Annotated in this window: 15 protein-coding genes and 1 pseudogene; 8 read left to right on the forward strand and 8 right to left on the reverse strand. The window is 29.0% G+C overall.

The features are described from left to right. Positions 1-194: 194 nt before the first annotated feature. The 4 genes from ACTNBA_RS15415 (at position 195) to ACTNBA_RS15430 (ending at position 4,923) form a co-directional block, all read left to right on the forward strand. Entirely contained in the window at positions 195-2,255 is a 2,061-nt protein-coding gene (locus ACTNBA_RS15415; RefSeq protein ID WP_441075133.1) for a methyl-accepting chemotaxis protein, read from the forward strand. A 163-nt stretch (positions 2,256-2,418) separates the two neighbouring features. Further along, entirely contained in the window at positions 2,419-3,048 is a 630-nt protein-coding gene (locus ACTNBA_RS15420; protein WP_441075135.1) for a lytic transglycosylase domain-containing protein, read from the forward strand. 151 nt (positions 3,049-3,199) lie between these two features. Continuing rightward, positions 3,200-3,643: a DUF805 domain-containing protein gene (locus ACTNBA_RS15425; protein ID WP_441075137.1), complete on the forward strand. Its 444-nt coding sequence runs from the start codon at positions 3,200-3,202 to the stop codon at positions 3,641-3,643. Between the two features lie 167 nt (positions 3,644-3,810). Next, complete coding sequence (locus ACTNBA_RS15430; protein WP_441075138.1) at positions 3,811-4,923, forward strand: sensor histidine kinase; 1,113 nt, start codon at positions 3,811-3,813, stop codon at positions 4,921-4,923. Between the two features lie 67 nt (positions 4,924-4,990). Here ACTNBA_RS15430 and ACTNBA_RS15435 read toward each other — a convergent pair whose 3' ends face one another. From ACTNBA_RS15435 to ACTNBA_RS15470, 8 genes are all read right to left on the reverse strand, one after another. Beyond that, the gene (locus ACTNBA_RS15435) at positions 4,991-5,737 is read right to left on the reverse strand and encodes an ABC transporter permease (RefSeq protein ID WP_441075139.1); all 747 of its coding nucleotides are present in this window, start codon (positions 5,735-5,737) and stop codon (positions 4,991-4,993) included. Next, positions 5,737-6,390, reverse strand: coding sequence for an ABC transporter ATP-binding protein (locus ACTNBA_RS15440; RefSeq protein WP_441075140.1), 654 nt, complete (start codon positions 6,388-6,390; stop codon positions 5,737-5,739). The genes ACTNBA_RS15435 and ACTNBA_RS15440 overlap by 1 nt, the downstream gene beginning before the upstream one ends. 170 nt (positions 6,391-6,560) lie before the next feature. Next, positions 6,561-7,685, reverse strand: a complete 1,125-nt coding sequence (locus ACTNBA_RS15445; protein ID WP_441075141.1) for an ABC transporter permease — start codon at positions 7,683-7,685, stop codon at positions 6,561-6,563. Further along, positions 7,685-8,794: an ABC transporter permease gene (locus ACTNBA_RS15450; protein WP_441075142.1), complete on the reverse strand. Its 1,110-nt coding sequence runs from the start codon at positions 8,792-8,794 to the stop codon at positions 7,685-7,687. The genes ACTNBA_RS15445 and ACTNBA_RS15450 overlap by 1 nt, the downstream gene beginning before the upstream one ends. A 9-nt stretch (positions 8,795-8,803) precedes the next feature. Continuing rightward, the gene (locus ACTNBA_RS15455; RefSeq protein WP_341349096.1) at positions 8,804-9,736 is read right to left on the reverse strand and encodes an ABC transporter ATP-binding protein; all 933 of its coding nucleotides are present in this window, start codon (positions 9,734-9,736) and stop codon (positions 8,804-8,806) included. Positions 9,737-9,909: 173 nt separating this feature from the next. Beyond that, positions 9,910-10,536, reverse strand: a complete 627-nt coding sequence (locus tag ACTNBA_RS15460) for a response regulator transcription factor (protein ID WP_441075144.1) — start codon at positions 10,534-10,536, stop codon at positions 9,910-9,912. 184 nt (positions 10,537-10,720) lie between these two features. Further along, positions 10,721-11,260 carry a rubrerythrin family protein gene (locus ACTNBA_RS15465; RefSeq protein WP_346846329.1) on the reverse strand — a complete coding sequence of 180 codons (540 nt, stop codon included), beginning with the start codon at positions 11,258-11,260 and terminating at the stop codon, positions 10,721-10,723. Positions 11,261-11,415: 155 nt separating this feature from the next. Continuing rightward, positions 11,416-11,784, reverse strand: coding sequence for a hypothetical protein (locus tag ACTNBA_RS15470; RefSeq protein ID WP_441075145.1), 369 nt, complete (start codon positions 11,782-11,784; stop codon positions 11,416-11,418). A 207-nt stretch (positions 11,785-11,991) separates the two neighbouring features. Here ACTNBA_RS15470 and ACTNBA_RS15475 point away from each other — a divergent pair. From ACTNBA_RS15475 to ACTNBA_RS15490, 4 genes and pseudogenes are all read left to right on the forward strand, one after another. Next, a pseudogene (locus ACTNBA_RS15475) lies at positions 11,992-12,096 on the forward strand (CPC_1213 family protein); the annotation flags it as partial. A 414-nt stretch (positions 12,097-12,510) separates the two neighbouring features. After that, positions 12,511-14,418, forward strand: a complete 1,908-nt coding sequence (locus tag ACTNBA_RS15480) for a cell wall-binding repeat-containing protein (RefSeq protein ID WP_441075146.1) — start codon at positions 12,511-12,513, stop codon at positions 14,416-14,418. A 141-nt stretch (positions 14,419-14,559) separates the two neighbouring features. Continuing rightward, positions 14,560-15,708, forward strand: a complete 1,149-nt coding sequence (locus tag ACTNBA_RS15485) for a DUF3298 and DUF4163 domain-containing protein (RefSeq protein WP_441075147.1) — start codon at positions 14,560-14,562, stop codon at positions 15,706-15,708. Between the two features lie 160 nt (positions 15,709-15,868). After that, positions 15,869-17,680 (forward strand): glycoside hydrolase family 25 protein, encoded by a 1,812-nt coding sequence (locus ACTNBA_RS15490; RefSeq protein WP_441075148.1) that lies wholly within the window; start codon positions 15,869-15,871, stop codon positions 17,678-17,680. Positions 17,681-17,699 lie beyond the last annotated feature (19 nt).

Genomic DNA, 17,699 nt, shown 5'->3' on the forward strand with positions numbered 1-17,699 from the left:
ATAATATTACGTTTTTTTATTTAATTTTATCATACAAATCTTAAATTTATATTAAAATTATTATTTATTTTTAGAAAATAGTAAAAGTACCATATTGTGTAGTAAAGGATATTATTTTTTGTTTCGATTATATTTATGTACAGAGTGTATATATAGCTGTAAATTTTTTTTGTATATAGTAAGGTGGGGAAGATATGAAGGTCAGGAAAAGGGCAAAGAATGAACTAAAAAGTAAGAAAATTAAAAATACTAAAAAAGGAAAACAGAAAAGGATTAGAGGAATAGGAATGCAACTTATGTTGAGTTTCACAGTAATTATAGTATTAGTTGCAGCATTTCTATCTGCTTTTTCTCTTTTTATGAATAAGAAAATTATTACTGACAAATCTAAAAGTCTCCTAGAAAATGTAGCTGCATCTATGGCAGGAGAAATAAATCAATTGACAGATAGTTATGGAGTTATAGTAAATCAAATAGCAATAAATGATTTTTTAATAGATGATACAGTAGACAGGAAAGAAAAGTTAACAAAATTAAAGAATATAGCTGAAAAAATAGAGTTAAAAGAAATTGCTATAGTAGATGCTGAAGGGAATTGTATAGACACTTCAGGAGAAAGTACTAATATTAGTGATAAGGACTATTTTTCAAATGCATTAAGTGGGCTTACATTTGTTAGTGAACCATACTTAGGTACAACTGATAGTATGCTAGAAATAGCTATAAGTACCCCAATAAAAGAAAATGGGAATATAAAAGGTGTTTTAATAGCTTATCTAGATGCTAATAAATTATCAGCAATAATATCAAAGGTATCCATAGGTAAAAGTGGAAATGCTTATTTAATAAATAGGGAAGGAAATATAATAACTAATAATGATTCCTTGCTTATAGGAACTAAACTATTAGATACAGTTAAAGATAAAAATGGTTCTGAAAACATGAAACAGATTTTAGGAAAGATGACATCGGGAGAGAGAGGAGCCAGTGAGTATAGACAAGGTGCAGATGAAAATTATATTGGATTCGCATTTATAGAATCAACAGGATGGTCTGTAGGTGTAGAAGTAAGTGGAAGTGAGCTATTAGCAGAAATACCAGAACTTCAAATAAAAGTAGTAATTGTATGTATTATTTTTATAGTGTTAGGTCTAATATTTGGATACCTAGTAGCTAAATCTATGACTAAAAGATTAGGTAGAATAGGTACTATTGTAGAAGATATGGCAAAGGGTAATTTCACTAAATCCAATATAGGAAAAATGAAGAATGATGAAATCAAAGATATATATACGGCTATAGAAAAAAGTAAGGAAATTATAGGTGGAATGATTCTAAATGTTAAAGATAGTTCCATGGTTATTGAAAGTGAGGCTTCATCTCTAGCTGCTTTGGCAGAAGAATTTGTATCAGGAGCTCAAAGCATAAGTGAAAGTATAGAAGAAACTGCTACAAGCTCACAAAGGCAGGCAGAAGAATTGGAAGATGTAACTAAAGAACTAGAGGAATTCGATAATAAACTATCTAATAATATAAGTGACATATATAATATTAGTGATATGGCAGAAAATATTAATAACAAAGCGGATAAGAGTAATGAGGATATGGAAAAGTTAGCCATGGCCATGAATGAGTTAAGTAAATCCTTTAAAGAGTTTAACGGTTCTATATATAGTATGAAATCTAGTATGGAAACTGTAACAGAAATAACAGAAATTATTAATAGTATATCTGAACAAACAAATCTTCTAGCACTAAATGCGGCTATAGAGGCTGCAAGAGCTGGAGAAGCTGGAAGAGGTTTCTCAGTAGTAGCTGATGAAATTAGAAAGCTAGCAGAGCAAAGCAAGGAATCTACACAAAATATTTATAATGTAATAAATAATGCTATTAAAGAGAGTGAAACTATAGAAATTAAAAGCAATAAAATAAATGGTGAATTAAATAACGGACTAATTAGTGTAGATAATGCTATAGATTCATTTAAAAATATTGCAGCATTAGTTTTAGATATGGTACCTAAAATAGAACATGTAGCAGTTAGCTCTAAAGAAATTATAGAAGAAAAAAATTCTATTACTGAAAATATAGAAAACTCAACGCAAATATCTTCTGAGGTTTCGGGAAATACACAACTAATAGCTGCATCTACAGAAGAACTTACAGCTTCTAGTGATGAAGTTGCAAATGCAGCAGAAAAATTACTTGGACTTACAGAAAATATGAAAGAGTTTATGGAACAATTTAAACTTTAGTATTAGAGCTGCTAGTCATCGGATTCGGATAAATTAAGACTTTAAAATAAATTAATTTTTATTTTAAAGTCTTTTTTGTTTATTTTATGGTAAAGGTGAAATACTAATTAATACATGAATTCTGATTTAAATAATAAAGTTATACATTGTTAGTGGAGGTATAATGGAAATATTAGAAGAAAAGCAGTTAAATCTTAAGTTTATTAGTATAACGGCTATTTTATTTATAGCAGGAATATGTATTAATTTATATTTTATGAATTTACATGAAAATGAAAAAACTAAGGAAGTAGGTAGTAATGAAAAAGATGTAGTAGAGAATCATATACAAGTACCATATAGTGAAGAGATTGAAGCATATAGTGAAATCTATGGACTAGATCCTTATTTAGTTGCAGCTATAATCAAAACAGAAAGTGGGTTTGATAAGGATATTGTTTCATCTATGGGAGCTGTAGGATTAATGCAGATAATGCCAAGTACAGGAGAATGGATAGCCAGGCAACTAAATATAGAAAACTTCTCTATAGAAATGCTGAAGAATGAAGATGTGAATATAGAGATGGGGTGTTGGTATCTAAATTACTTAAAAAATCAACTTAAATATACAAATGAAATGCTAGCAGCTTATAATGGTGGCATAGGGAATGTATGTAAATGGCTTCAGGATCCTAGATATTCCAAGGATGGAGAAGTAGTTCATACAATACCTTTTAAAGAAACAGTAAACTATATAGAAAAAGTAGCTGTAGTTTATAAAGAATATGTAGACTTGTATAAAAGTGAAAAGTAATTTTTATAAATAACTATGCTGTAGTATTAAAATAAACCTCTGGAGATTATTTAAATAATTTCCAGAGGTTTATTGATTTTAGTTATAATATTTGAAAATGTGTATAGAATTATAGTAGGTTACTGTAAAATACTGTTAATGAGGTGATGAAATGAGTGATGACTTATTTTTACTTAACAAAGGAATAGGAAGAAAAAAATATAGTATATATGTACTGGCTTTCTTAATAGGATTTATAATTTTAGAGATTATTGGAACCTTTATTACTTTTGAACTTGAAAAAACTGATAATGGGTTGCTAATAGCAGCTTCCATGTCTTTTCAGATTACCCTGATAGTTTTTATAAATATAATGTTATTCATTTTAAGTTATAAAAGATTTAAGGATATAAATTTATCAGGTGTATTTGGAATACTTGCAGCTCTTATATTTGTTCAAATCCCAGTGATAATATTTCTAATGTTTTTTAGAGGAAAAGAAAAATATGAAAAACAAAAGGAGGAAAGTATGGTAAATACCCTTGAGGAAAATGCAACAATAACTCTATGTGAGGGAGAAGAAATGGAAGTCAGAGAATCTAACTTAGGTCAATAATAAAAAGGGTTTTCACAAAATAAATTCATATAAATAAATGTTGAGCATGTATTTTAATAATATAAGTACATGCTCAATATTTTATCCCAGATTAGTGATATATTTTGGGAAAGACCTTATTATTGTGATAATATAAAGATATAATATTTAGCAAAGGTGGAAATTGCATGCTTAATAACAGGGATGATTATTTTCTCACTATAAAATTACTTGGGCTCATATTTAGTATCTATGTATATATAAATTATGGCTCCTTCCAAAGCTCTATAATTATAGGATTACTGTGTTTTATAATAATAAACATAGCTTTATATTATTTAGAAGATATTAAGATAAAGATATGTTTATCAGCCATGTCTTTCTGTATTTCTTATGGACTAGGTATAAAATACAACAGTATATTTTTCATATTAATACCATTTACCTTTTTTGACATAGGTATACTAATGAATATAAAGCTTATCCATTCTTTTATAGGGAGTATCTTATTTATAACCATGATACCAAAAGACATAGTTATGAATTGTTTATTGTTTGCAATATTTTACTATATAGCAGCAAAGATATTAATTAATAAAGTAAGTAAAATAGATAAAATATGGAAAGAAAACTTAATGTTAAGAGAAAAAATAGACAAGTATACTAAAGAGGTAGAAAAAGAAAAAAATTATTCAAAACAGATAATATATACCACAAAGTTGGAAGAAAGAAATAAGCTATCAAAGGAAATGCATGATAAAATTGGACATACTATAGCTTCTAGTTTAATGCATCTAGAAGCCACAAAGGTAGTAATAGATAAAGATAAAAATGAAGCTAAAAATATGATAAATACAACTATTCAAGTTCTAAGGGAAGGTATGGATGATATTAGAAAAACTTTAAAAATAATTAAGCCTTCCGAGGAACAATTAGGTATAAATAGAGTGAAATCTATAATGGATGATGCTTTTAGTCATAATAGTTATGTATATACCTTTAATCACTCTGGAAACATAGATAAGCTTACCTATAGTCATTGGAAGTGTATAATTAATAACCTAATGGAGGCAATTACAAACATAAAAAAACACTCTACGGGTAACAGTGTTTCTTTAAATATTGAAGTCCTAAATAAGATTGTAAGAGTCTCTATAAAAGATAATGGTGATGGAGCAGTGAATATAAAAAAGAGCATTGGACTTAAGGCAATGGAGGAGAGAGTAATAGACCTTGGAGGGAATATTAGTTTTAATGGAGAAGATGGATTTACTATAATAATGATTCTTCCTTTATCATAATAGAGTAATTTAATAAGGGATTGCCTAAATAACTATTTAATTTATTTGGACAATCCCTATATTAATACTATATTTTCAATTGAGATCTTTCATTAAAGAAGCTTTTGTAGGAGATATAGGTTGCTATTAAGGTAGCAATGGAGGTTGAAGATAATATCATAAAGGTAACCATTATTTGAAATTTAATTGCCATAAGTGGAGATGATCCAGCTAAAATTAATCCAGTCATCATCCCAGGAAGAGATACAATGCCAAGGGTTTTAGCAGAGTCAATGGAAGGCATTATTGAGAGTTTTATACTATCTTTAAGAATCTCTTTAGATGCAACCTTAGCTGTAGCTCCAAGGGCAAGTTTAACTTCAACTTCATTTCTCTTACTACTAAAGGTAGTATTAAGGTTTTTGTAACTGAGATTTATGGCAACCATAGAATTACTGACAACCATACCAGCTACAGGTACTATTTCATTAGGAATAAAGTTAATAGCACCAGAAAGTACTAATATAGAAAGGGTTATAAAAGCACCTAAAAATAGAGCAATAAAAGATGTTCTAACAGGGCTTTTTATGTTCTCACTACGTTTTTTAGTATTAAGTGCTGCGTTGATGATCATTAATGTTACTAATAAAATAGTGAATATAGGATTTTCTAAGCTAAATACAAATTGAAGTATATAGCCTACTATAACTAATTGTATTATGGCCCTAACCATACTAATAAGTATATCTTTACCTAGTCCTAAATCTTCTTTATAGGAGATGAAAATAGGAATGCAAATTAATACTGAAGAAACTATAAGGGATAGAGTACTCATTAAAATCCCTCCTTAGAAATTATTGTTCCATCTTCTATAATAATCTTTTTATTGCTTAAGTCCTTTATTTGAGATAAATCATGGGTAATCCATAAGATTGTATGACCGTTCTTATTCATATCCTTCATAATATGTTCAACTAAAAGTTTATTTTCTTTGTCCAGTGCTGAAGTAATCTCATCTAGTAAGAGAACAGGACCTGGATGGAGAAGAGAGCGAATAAGGGAAATTCTTTGTTTCTCGCCACCAGATAATTTGTTTATATCTTTACGCAGGTATTCCTTGTCCATATTAAATTTTTCTAAAAGCATATATATTTTACTATCGTCTATATTTTTCTTTCTAATTTCATAGGGAAAAGAAAGATTATCATAGACAGTTTTACCAAACAAATAAGGTTGTTGGAAAAAATAATTTATTTCACTGCGTAGTTTAAGAGGGGGGATTTCAGAATAATCTTTATCTCTCAGGTATATATGACCAGAGGTTGGTGAAATTAAGTCCCCTAAAATTCTCAGTAAGGTTGATTTGCCACCACCAGAAGGACCTGTGATAGTTATAAAATCCCCTTCATTGATTTCTAAATTAATGTCCTTTAGAACTTTTGTATTAGCATCTTGAAAAGAAACATTTTTTAAAGATAATATACTCATTATATCCCTTCTTTCAAAGTAAAATTAAAAAAATATTATTGCTTAATTATATCATTGAAAGGAAAGAATACATAGATAAACCCTCACTAATAATTTAAATTTCTTAGTGAGGGTTTATTATAATGGTCTTTAACACAGTATTTATAACAATTGACTTACATATAAAATTTTTATTGAAGTTTGAACTTAAGCTTATAGGCTGCAGCTAAAAATAGTGCAATGGAAAAGAGTAATAATATTCCTAAATTAATAATAATAGAATCTGTTCCCATACCCATCTGAAGTTTATTTATCCCATTCATTACCCAGTACTGAGGAGTGAAGGGAGCTATAAATCTAACACTTTCAGGTAAAAAATTAATGGAAGTAAAAGCACCTGATACTATAGTAGTAATAGTAATTACAATGTTAGAAAACATACCGTATCCCTTAGAATTAAAAAATAAAGCTATGGAAAAAATACCAAAGGCCACGGTAACTAGGGCTATTCCTAACAACAGAAGAAACAGAGGAATAAAGCCTACCCCAGTATATATATCTACAAAATAATTTAGAGTAATAAGGGTAATTAGAAGTTGAAAAGCTAAAAGTGAAAAGTTTGCTAAGATATTTCCTCCAATATATTGAAAGGAGGTAACTGGCGTAGTAAATATTCTATAGTAAGTTTTATTCCATCTTTCTGATAATATTATATAAGATATAGAAGATGCCCTCATCATGAGAAAGAAAATTACAAAGGCAATGGAAATTTGAGTTAATTCAAAATCATTCTCTAAATCTGATAAGGTTTTAGAAGTGATTTTCACTGGATCATCACTATATTTTAATAAAAGATTTTCATATTCATCATTGCTTTTATTAGAATTAATGCCCAAGTTATATAAATCTTCTACTTGAAGATTTACTATGGAGGTAATAGCATTACCCATAGAACTGTCTTTTTCAGAAAGTACATTAATCTTTTTAGGACTTCCATTTATAATACTTTCTTCAAAATCTTTAGGGATTTCAATGGTGACAGGAATCGATGTCTCCATCATAGTTGATTCAACAGTAGAACCTTCAAGAGGGACTGTACTAATTGAAGAATTATTACTTAAACTACTTATTAAAAGCTTTGATGAATCAGAGCAATCTTCATCTATAATCCCGATTTTTACAGTTCCATTGCTGAAACTAAATAATTTTATACTAAGCATTATTATTATTATAGGAATAAAAAGTTGTACTATAGAAAGCTTATCTTTAAATATAAGCCTTAGATTTTTTTCCGCCATAACTAATAAAATCTTCATTAATAAGCCTCCTTTTTATTTGATAAACAGAAAGTAAAAGCTAAAAATAAAATTCCCAGTGCTACAGAGTAGAGAATACTTATATAAAACTTAGAATAGTCATCATAAAAAGCTATGGAAAGAATAGATTTATTTATTAAGGTTAAAGGTGAAATATAGCGTACTATATCAAGGAGCTTATTACCATCTTCTAAATATATATATCCTCCACCTAAAAAGGTCATAACAGGTATAATTAAGGTATTAAGAAAGAAGGAACCATGTTTTTCTTCCTTAAAAATATATCCTAATAAAATCCCAAGGGTAGTGCCAAAGAAATTTAAAGATAAAAGGAGTGCTATAACAGAGAAGTAATCCTCACCCCAATAAGCTTTTAAAACAAATATGGAGTAAAGCATTGCAGGAATTAGTGATATCACTGTTACAATAAAAGTTGAAGTAACTTTAGTTATTATATAGGAATTTTTAGAAAGGTTTCCTTGAAAGCACCTAGCTTCTATTTTGTTTCTTCTATTATTATAAATGGTATAAAACCCATAGCCCGAACCATAAAGGACCATCATGGTTATTTCTACGATGCCATAATAATCATAGGAGGTAAATCCTTTTTTAGGCTGAAATTCAGTAGCAGTGGTAAAGCCTTCTTTTAAGGTTTCAATATTACCATTGGTGATACTTTTTAGAGTGACTTTTTTAGATATGGAAGTTAGCATACTTATAACTATATTTGTTGAATATTTATTCTTAGAATTTTTATAAACTATAATATTTTTATCCTTAAGTTCTAGGAATATAGAATTAGCAGTTTGAACTTCTTTTTGACCTTCTTCTACAGATGAAATTTCTTTAAAGGTTATATTATTTTTTTTCCCCAGTTCTAAGAAATTATTTAAAATAAGTTTTTCTTCACTATAATCAGAAGTGGTAGAAAGATTGTTCACATATATCACTGTTTTAGGTTTAAATTCATAGCTTGAAGAAAAGGCTCCACTTAAAGTTATTCCAAGGGTAGTCATAAATAATATAGGGAAAATTATCATGGATAACATGGAGGTCTTATCCCTAACTAGGTCTAATATATCATAATAAACAACATTTAAAAATTTCATAATTTCCTCCTAATCCCTAAGCTTTTTGCCAGTTAAAGTTAAGAATACATCTTCTAAATCTAAGGTTTTATAACCCATATTTCTAATTTCTATATTATTAGAAGTAAAAAAGTTAATAATGGAACTTAAATTTGATACATCTTTACTGGAGGTTATCAGTACTTTATTTTCATTTAAGGAATAACTTTTTACTCCCTTTATTTCCAAAAGCTTTTCTAAAACAGATTCATTAATATCATAGCCTTCAATTTCTAAAGTGGAGTTATCAGAAATTAAAGAGATTAAATCATCCTTAGTTCCCTTTGCTATTAGCTTTCCATTATCCATAATAACAATTTTATTACACAGCTGTTGAACTTCTTCCATGTAGTGAGAAGTATAAATAATAGTGCAACCTTCTTTATTAAGCTCCTTTGCCATATTTAATATATGATTTCTAGATTGAGGATCTATTCCCACGGTTGGTTCGTCCATAATTATAATTTCTGGCTTATGAGCTATGGCACAACCAATATTTAATCGACGCTGCATTCCACCAGATAGATTTTTACACTTAGTTTTTTTATGATCCTGTAAAGAGGTAAAATCTAGAGCATAGTTTAAACCCTCTCTCAAAGAAGCTCCCCTTAACCCATAAAGTTTTGCAAAAAAACTTATATTTTCTTCTACTGTAAGGTTTTCGTATAAAGATATGCATTGAGGTACAATACCCATACGAGCTTTTATTTCTGGTCCATACTTATAAAGAGACTTTCCAAAGATTTCTACATTACCTTTAGTAGGCTTTAGTATGGAGGTGATTATATTTATAGTAGTAGTTTTACCTGCACCGTTAGGACCTAAAAGACCTAGAATTTCACCTTTTTCAATGGAAAGAGTTAAGTTATCTACAGCAATATTATCACCAAAGTTTTTAGTCAGGTTTTCCATATTTATTAACATTATAACAACCCCTTTTTTAAGCTAAAAAATTATTAAGTATTTTCTAAAAATCTTATTGATATTTCTTAGCTCAAATTTAAATATAATTAGAATATCCTATAATTAAATTATATAAAAAACCTTTCCCACTAATAAGTGGAAAAGGTCATAACTTTATATGACTTTAGTCATACCTAAATTTTTCCTTTTAAATAATAAACTGCAATTTGGGTTCTATGCTTTAAATTAGTTTTAGTTAATATGTTTGTAATATAATTTTTCACAGTACCTTCAGAGATATATAGCTTTTCAGAAATTTCCTTATTACTTAAACCTTCAGCAATGGATTCTATAATTTCCACTTCTCTTTTAGAAAAATTATTCATATTAGGGTTAGGACATACTGGAGAAGTTTTAGAAAGAAGCTTATCTATAATTCCATTTTCCATTACGTCACTTCCATTATGAACTACTTTTATGGTGTTAATAATAGTATTAGGAGAATTGCTTTTTAACAAATAACCCTTTGCTCCATTCCTTAATGAAGAAGAAATATATTCATCTTCATCAAAGGTGGTTAATATAATGACTTTAGTTGATGTGACTTTACAAATCTCCTTAGTTGTCTCTACACCATTTAATTTAGGCATACGAACATCTAAAAGTGCCACGTCCACAGAGTTATTACAGCAATACTTAACAGCTTCCAAACCATTTTCACAAACATGTACAACATTTAACTCCTCATCCATGGATAATATAATTTTTAAACTTTCTCTTATCAGTGCATCATCATCACAAATTAAAATTTTAATACTCATAATAACTCCTATAATAAAAAAATATAAACTTTTAATAAAAAACATGATATCTTCAATTAATGTATAACTTTAGCTCCATAGTATATAAATTAAATATTTCTATAAGAATCATTAAAAACCTTTATATAATAAAAATAAAATAGCGAGATTACCCTGGGGGATGGGTATCTACGCTATTTTATATTTATTCTAGAGGGTTACAATATGGCTCAAACCATCCTTGAGGGAATTTACAAAGAGGACATACTTTAGGTGCAGTGTCACCTTCATGTATATATCCACAGTTAGTACATTGCCATAGAGAATCAGAATCTCCTTTATACAAGGTACAGCTAAGTAATCGGTTGTAAAGAGCACGGAATCTTAAATCATGCTCAGCTTCCACTTCCGCAAGTTCTTTATAGAAGTCTGCGATTTCTTCGAACCCTTCCCTTCTTGCGACTTCTTCATATTCTTTATAAATTGCAGTTGCTTCAGCAGTTTCGCCCATAAAGGCATTCATTAAGTTTTCTTCTGTAGAGTTTACTTCACCTAAAAATTCTCCAAATACCCTTCTAGCATGGGCAAGTTCATTAAATGCAGTTTCATCAAAAACTTGGGCTACATAGTGAAGACCTTCACTTCTAGCTTTTTCTGCATATAATGTATATTTAGTGTTAGCCTTACTCTCACCAGTAAAAGTCTTTTTCAGATTTTTTTCAGTTTGGCTTCCGTAAAATTCCATATAAATCTCCTAAAAAGTACTTATCTATATATAATATATTAGTAGGTACTTTAAAGGTTACAAAAAATAGACTATGAAACATGAAATTAAGTTTCATAGTCTATTTTTTATTTATGCACTCATCAATATCCATAATAAATCCTTACATAAAAATTTTATTCTTCATAGTAACTAAAACAATAAAATAAGCAATTTTTATAATGTGGTAGATCACTTTCAAGGATAACATGACCATTGTCAGGCATCTTTGAATAGAATTTCTTAGAACCATCTTCAAATCTAATTTCTATAGTTCTAAGTCTTTTGAAAAGTTCATTAGCTAGTTCATAATCAATAGGCTTAATTATTCTCCATGTATCATTAAGACTTACATGCTTATCTTTTGCAAGTTTTACACGTCTGTGAATGATAAATTTTTCTGGACCTCTAAGTTCTAAAGTATGACCTTCAGAATTAATAGCTCTGTAAGTAGGATGAGAATCTAAAACTTGAAAAGCTTCTAAAGTTGATAAATTGTATTCCATAATGTAATAACCTCCTTTAAATCATTTTTATTATAATAAGTTTACTCTTAATATATGAGTATAATACTATAATTATATCATAATATGATTATAAGTTCAGGTAAATATTAGAAAATATATTATCTTTAAATATAAGGAACCTTAAAAAGTATAAACTATAGATTTGTGGTTACTCTAATATTACAAAGGGGTGATACCGTGACAAATATGAAAAAAACACAAAATAATAAAAAAGAAGATGGACATTTTAAGAAAAAAAATATAAATCATGATCCACAAGTAGAAAGTGCTAAAGCAGTATTTAATGGACCTAAGGCTGAATACAATGGTCCTAAAGCAAAGGAGCATGATCCAAAGGATTTTATTATTTAAAGTAAGAATTAAAAGGTATATCATAGTGATGAAAGTCATTAGGATATACCTTTTATAAGTTATAGCTCTAATTAAATCCATTACTACTAGCTTTAATACTCCATCTGAAGCTAAGAACTCTGTTTACCAAGATTTAAATTCATATTAATTATTGCATAAGGAAGCTATATTATAAAAGTTTACAAATTCCTCCCAATTTATATGTTATAATGTATAAGTAACAGTGTAAAAGTAAAAATTCCACATAATTTATCAAAAATCAAAAGGATATGAATGATATATGTAGAATAAAATTAATGGTGACTATATTTTAGTGATAAAATGTATAATTATGTATAATAGGGGGAAAGAAGAGTGAAAAGAAGTAAAAGTCGTATTAGAAAGCTACTATGTGCAATAACTGCAATGTTAACAATTACTATGGTATCTCCAGTTAGTAGATTAGCTACAGCAGAAGATGGTGGCATAAGTAATACAGAAAGTCAACTACAAACTATACTAAGTGAAAATGAAGGGGCTAATGTACTTGTGAAAAATGGATTATCCATTGATGTTGGACAAGCAATTGACCATACTAGCCTTTTAGTAGAAGAAGAAGCTTCAATTCCTTTTAAATTAAGTTCTAGAGATGAAAGTATAGTCAAAGTAGACGAAAATGGAAAATTTGTGGGTATAGCTTCAGGGGAAACCTTTATAACCCTTGAAAGTGAAGGCGGTACTTATGTTTATCAAGTAGAAGTAAAAGATCCAACTAAAGAAGTAGCATCAGCTAGAACTTTAACAGCAACCACTGGAAAAACTATAACAACTAACAGTAATTATAGAGTATTTATTGATGCAGGACATGGTGGGAAAGACCCTGGAGCATGTGCAAATGGATTAGAAGAAAAAAAATTAACTTTAGCTATATCAGAGAAGGTACAAAGAATTCTTCAATCTCAAGGAATAGAAGTAGTAATGAGTAGAACCACGGATAAGTTTTTGGAGCTTAGAGAAATTAGTTCCCTTGCTAATAATTCAGGAGCTGATGCCTTTGCATCTATTCATATAAATTCAGCAACTAGAACTGATGCCTATGGAATAGAAACTTATTATTATCCTAATAGAATGGATTCAAAACCACTGACAGATTCTGTGCAAAAACAATTAATAAGCAGTACTGGAGCTAATGATAGAGGGGTAAAGACTAAAGATCTTCATGTGGTAAGAGAGACTAAAATGCCATCAACTTTAGCGGAATGTGGTTTTATAAGTAATAAAAGTGAAGCGCTTAAAATGAACACAAATGCTTATCAAGAATTATTAGCTAGTGGTATAAGCAAAGGTATTACTAATTATTTAAAAGCTAATGTAACCCTTTCTTCAACCCCAGGAGAGAGAATGTATGGAGCTACAAGATTTGAGACCTCTTATCTAGCAGCAAAAAAAGGATGGACAACTTCCGATACGGTAATAATAGCACCAGGAATGAGTTATCCAGATGCATTGTGTGCAGGACCATTGGCAGCAAAAAATAATGCACCGATTTTACTAGCAAGAAATGAATCTTTAAGTAGTCAAAGTGAGTTAAAAAACTTACTCTCTAGTCTAAAGGTAAAAAAAGCTATTATAGTTGGGGGACCTACTGTCCTTTCAACATCCTTTGAAAATGGAATTAAAGCTATGTCTATATCTACAGAAAGATTAGGTGGTTTAGATAGATATGAGACCTCTGTAAAAATTGCGCAGGCAGTGGGAAATAACGGTGAAGTGGCCATTGCAACAGGTGCAGGATTTGCAGATAGTCTTTCTATATCAGCTGTGGCAGGGGTAAGAAGAATGCCTATACTTTTAACTGAAAAAAGTGTATTAACAGGTACAGTGAAAAATTATTTAGATAAGCAGTCTATTACTAGAAGTTATATAATAGGGGGAACCACTGTTATATCAGATAGTGTAGCTAAAAGTATAAAAAGCCCAGAGAGAATTGGAGGAGCTGATAGATACGAAACTAATGAGAAAATTTTTAATAAATTTAAAGGTAGTTTAACTAGTAGTGAAATGTTTATGGCTCTAGGTACAAATTTCCCAGATGCACTTTCTATTTCAGCTTTAGCAGCACAAAAAAAATCTTTTGTACTATTAACAAATACAACTGCTGTAGAAGCACCAGTAATGAATGTAGTTACAAAAAATAGAGATAGTATAAGTAAAATGTATATAGTAGGTGGACCACAGTTTATAACAAGTACTATATTAAATAAATTAAGAATTAAATTATAAAAAATTAATTTAAAAAAATGTCTTAACTAAAGGTTAAGGCATTTTTTTATTAAAAATTAACAGGTGTACACAGGATTTATATGGGCAAACTAATATAAAGTTATTTTATTTAAAATATATTTTATAGAAGGGAGAAATGTTATGAGGAAAGTTATATATTTAATTTTAGTTTTATTATTAACTACTAATTTTCATGGAGCATTTGCCATAGATACACACAGTGATCCTGATTCCGTAGAGATATCTTTACCAAGAATGGTTAATAATATACTGAAAGATGAAGAAGGTGCCACAATAGAAAACGAGGAAAAGGTATATTCTAATAAGTATGTATCTGTAAATATCAATAAGCCCATTGTAAAGATTGCTAAAAATAAAGAAGCAGAAGGGATTATAAATAATAAGATATCAAAAAGAATTAATGACTTTGAAGAATATATAACAAAGCTATCAATTAGAGACAATGAATATAATATAAAAGTTGGATTAGAACCAAAACCCTATGTAATTAATGTAAATAACAATGTGACTTATAATAAGAATAATATCCTTTCAATAACACTAAACCTATATAGTTATACAGGTGGAGCTCATGGATCATCGGTAGATGAGACCTTTAACTTTGATATAAATACAGGAAATAGAGGAGTCATTGAAGATTTCTTGGGTAATAATAGGAATTATAATAAAATTATTTTAGACAATGTGAAAGCTACTATAAATAAAAATCCTGAATTATATTTCAAAGAAGCTGTAGATAAACTAAATGTAATCCCTTATAATCAAAAGTTTTTCTTAACAGATAAAGACTTAGTTATATATTTTGATGAATATGAAATTGCACCCTACGTAGCAGGAATTCCTAAATTTTATATACCCCTAAGTAAATTTCCTAAAGGTTTAAATAAAGTAAATATTCAAGTGGAAGCCCCAATAATAAAAACAATAAATTATGAAGAAAGTAGTGAAGAGTTTAATCAGTATTTATGTTATCCTAAAATTGAAAATATGATAAACAAGGATATAGAGATGAAAATTAATAACTATATTGAAGATGAAGTTTTTAAATTTATAAAGGATATAAAGTCATCAAACACTCAAAATAAGGATTCTGATAAATATGTAAAGGGAGTTACCACCTACTACAAGAGCTTATTTAAAGATAAAAATAGCATAATTTTCTATATAACCTATTCAGGAAATAATAGAAGGGATGAAAATATTTTGTTAAACAATAAAATATATGAGGTAAACTTACAGAGTGGAGAAATTAAAGTAAAGAATCAGTAGATAATTAGGTTCTATATATTAAAATCTAATGAGAGGAATTTTAAAAAAATCATATAATTTTAATTATAAATTCAATTAAAAATTTAAATAAAAATGTTGTAACACATTGGATATATGACTAGTAATATAATAAGTGAAGCATTCAATTTCGGAGGAGAGTATGCAAAATAAAACTAGTCGTAACATAATAGGTCCTGATTTAAATGAATATAGGGGCGATGTAAATTATACTCTACTTGCAACACAAACCCCATATGCTTATTTACGTGGTTCTGGTTATGGTACTGGTAGATTTAGAATAGACAGAAAATTTATTGAGTATGTAAACGGATTAAGAAATGTGGGAGTAAAAACAGGAGCATATCACTATGCAGTACCTTCTACAGATTTAACTACCGCAGATGTTCAATGTGATGGATTTATAGACATATTACAACAAGCTTATGGACCAGGAAGATATGGAGATCTATTCCCTGTAATTGACATTGAAGCACCACTAGATAAATCTATATCTACAGATGCCTTACTAGATTGGGTAGACAGATTTAGAAAGAGATTTGAAAGAAAAACTAGAAGAAAAATGATGTTATATACTGGAGCATTTTTTATTGATTTATATAATAATTTCTACCATACTAAGAAAGGCTTTATTCTAGCAGATATGCCTCTTTGGATTGCTATGTATCCAGAATTACCAGCAAATCCTCCATATCCAAGGGATCAAGGTGGATGGACTAGATGGAGAATGTGGCAATTTACTGAGAATGGAACCATGCCTGGAGTAAATCCACCAGTAGACTTAAACTATGGACCAGAAAATTTAGATTTATTAACGCAACCTAGAAGTGTAAGAGATTTTAGAGCAGTAGCAACAGGCCAAGAAATAAGAATGAATTGGACTAAAAATACTGATATAGATTTAGGTGGATATAATATATTCATAAACTCCAACTATGTAACTACATTAGGCAGAGATGCTAACTCCTATGTTTTAAAACTGGCTAACAAACCAAGTCTAGGAGAAAGGTATATAATGTCTATTGAAGCCTTTGATACAGACGGAGATTTTTCACAAGAGAGAGCTAGTGCTAATGTTACCTTTGGTAGGGAGATAGTATTTAATAATGAAGATTCCCATGAATGTCAATGTAATAACAGATGGAATGTAGATGATTATACTGATGTAAAATCTGTAGAATTTAAGGATCCTGTAGATGGTTTAGCAAAAAGATTTATTAAACCTGTTGAAAGAAAAGAAGATTTTGATATCTATGATGATTTTGTAGAAACAGATGATGAATTTGATGATATTTTATATATGAAGAGATTAGAAGCTGAAAGAGCATATAAAAAATATTATGATAATAGGGACTCTGTGGATAAATTTGGTCTTTCTGAAATTAATAGAGAGTGTAGAAGAGAGAACCCTTATAAAAAGCTAGATAAAAAATGTGAAAATCCTTGTCCAAGATGTAATAAAAACTATGAGGAGCATCACGAGGAATATGATAAGTGGAATGAAGATCAGTATGATGATATTGAAAAGGAAGTCCATGATGACAATGATATAATAGATAGAAATAATTTTAAAGAAGACATAGACTATGAAGAAATAGATACAAAAGGTATAGAACAAGAAGAAAATGATATTTTATTAGAGGATGTTGAGAATAGTAAAAGATATGAAAAACCAGTATATGATGACATCCTAAGAGAAGAATATGAAGGAGACCGTCGTAGATTAGAAAATCGTGATCCAATAAGTTATAAGGTATGTGAAGAATGTGTTCAGCCTAAGAGTAACTGCATGAAGTGTGAATATTTACTTCAAAACATGTATCTAAATAATTGTGATTATGGACACAAACATCATAAAAAGAAATACTATGATTATAAAGAATTTGATGAATGTTATCCAAGTAAGAAGAAGAGCAAGAAGAACAAAAAACATCATAAAAAACATCACAGATAATTAAAAAGTCCACTTTCTT

Origin of the sequence: Clostridium sulfidigenes, from assembly GCF_052067195.1 — a bacterium.
GTDB lineage: Bacteria > Bacillota > Clostridia > Clostridiales > Clostridiaceae > Clostridium_J > Clostridium_J sulfidigenes.

What these genes read in the sequence shown, in the direction of transcription:
- ACTNBA_RS15420 (WP_441075135.1), top strand. Translation starts at nt 2,419, where the DNA reads ATGGAAATATTAGAAGAAAAGCAGTTAAATCTTAAGTTTATTAGTATA.
- ACTNBA_RS15440 (WP_441075140.1), bottom strand. Translation starts at nt 6,390, where the DNA reads ATGAGTATATTATCTTTAAAAAATGTTTCTTTTCAAGATGCTAATACA.
- ACTNBA_RS15435 (WP_441075139.1), bottom strand. Translation starts at nt 5,737, where the DNA reads ATGAGTACTCTATCCCTTATAGTTTCTTCAGTATTAATTTGCATTCCT.
- ACTNBA_RS15455 (WP_341349096.1), bottom strand. Translation starts at nt 9,736, where the DNA reads ATGTTAATAAATATGGAAAACCTGACTAAAAACTTTGGTGATAATATT.
- ACTNBA_RS15445 (WP_441075141.1), bottom strand. Translation starts at nt 7,685, where the DNA reads ATGAAGATTTTATTAGTTATGGCGGAAAAAAATCTAAGGCTTATATTT.
- ACTNBA_RS15425 (WP_441075137.1), top strand. Translation starts at nt 3,200, where the DNA reads ATGAGTGATGACTTATTTTTACTTAACAAAGGAATAGGAAGAAAAAAA.
- ACTNBA_RS15465 (WP_346846329.1), bottom strand. Translation starts at nt 11,260, where the DNA reads ATGGAATTTTACGGAAGCCAAACTGAAAAAAATCTGAAAAAGACTTTT.
- ACTNBA_RS15415 (WP_441075133.1), top strand. Translation starts at nt 195, where the DNA reads ATGAAGGTCAGGAAAAGGGCAAAGAATGAACTAAAAAGTAAGAAAATT.
- ACTNBA_RS15430 (WP_441075138.1), top strand. Translation starts at nt 3,811, where the DNA reads ATGCTTAATAACAGGGATGATTATTTTCTCACTATAAAATTACTTGGG.
- ACTNBA_RS15490 (WP_441075148.1), top strand. Translation starts at nt 15,869, where the DNA reads ATGCAAAATAAAACTAGTCGTAACATAATAGGTCCTGATTTAAATGAA.
- ACTNBA_RS15450 (WP_441075142.1), bottom strand. Translation starts at nt 8,794, where the DNA reads ATGAAATTTTTAAATGTTGTTTATTATGATATATTAGACCTAGTTAGG.
- ACTNBA_RS15460 (WP_441075144.1), bottom strand. Translation starts at nt 10,536, where the DNA reads ATGAGTATTAAAATTTTAATTTGTGATGATGATGCACTGATAAGAGAA.
- ACTNBA_RS15470 (WP_441075145.1), bottom strand. Translation starts at nt 11,784, where the DNA reads ATGGAATACAATTTATCAACTTTAGAAGCTTTTCAAGTTTTAGATTCT.
- ACTNBA_RS15485 (WP_441075147.1), top strand. Translation starts at nt 14,560, where the DNA reads ATGAGGAAAGTTATATATTTAATTTTAGTTTTATTATTAACTACTAAT.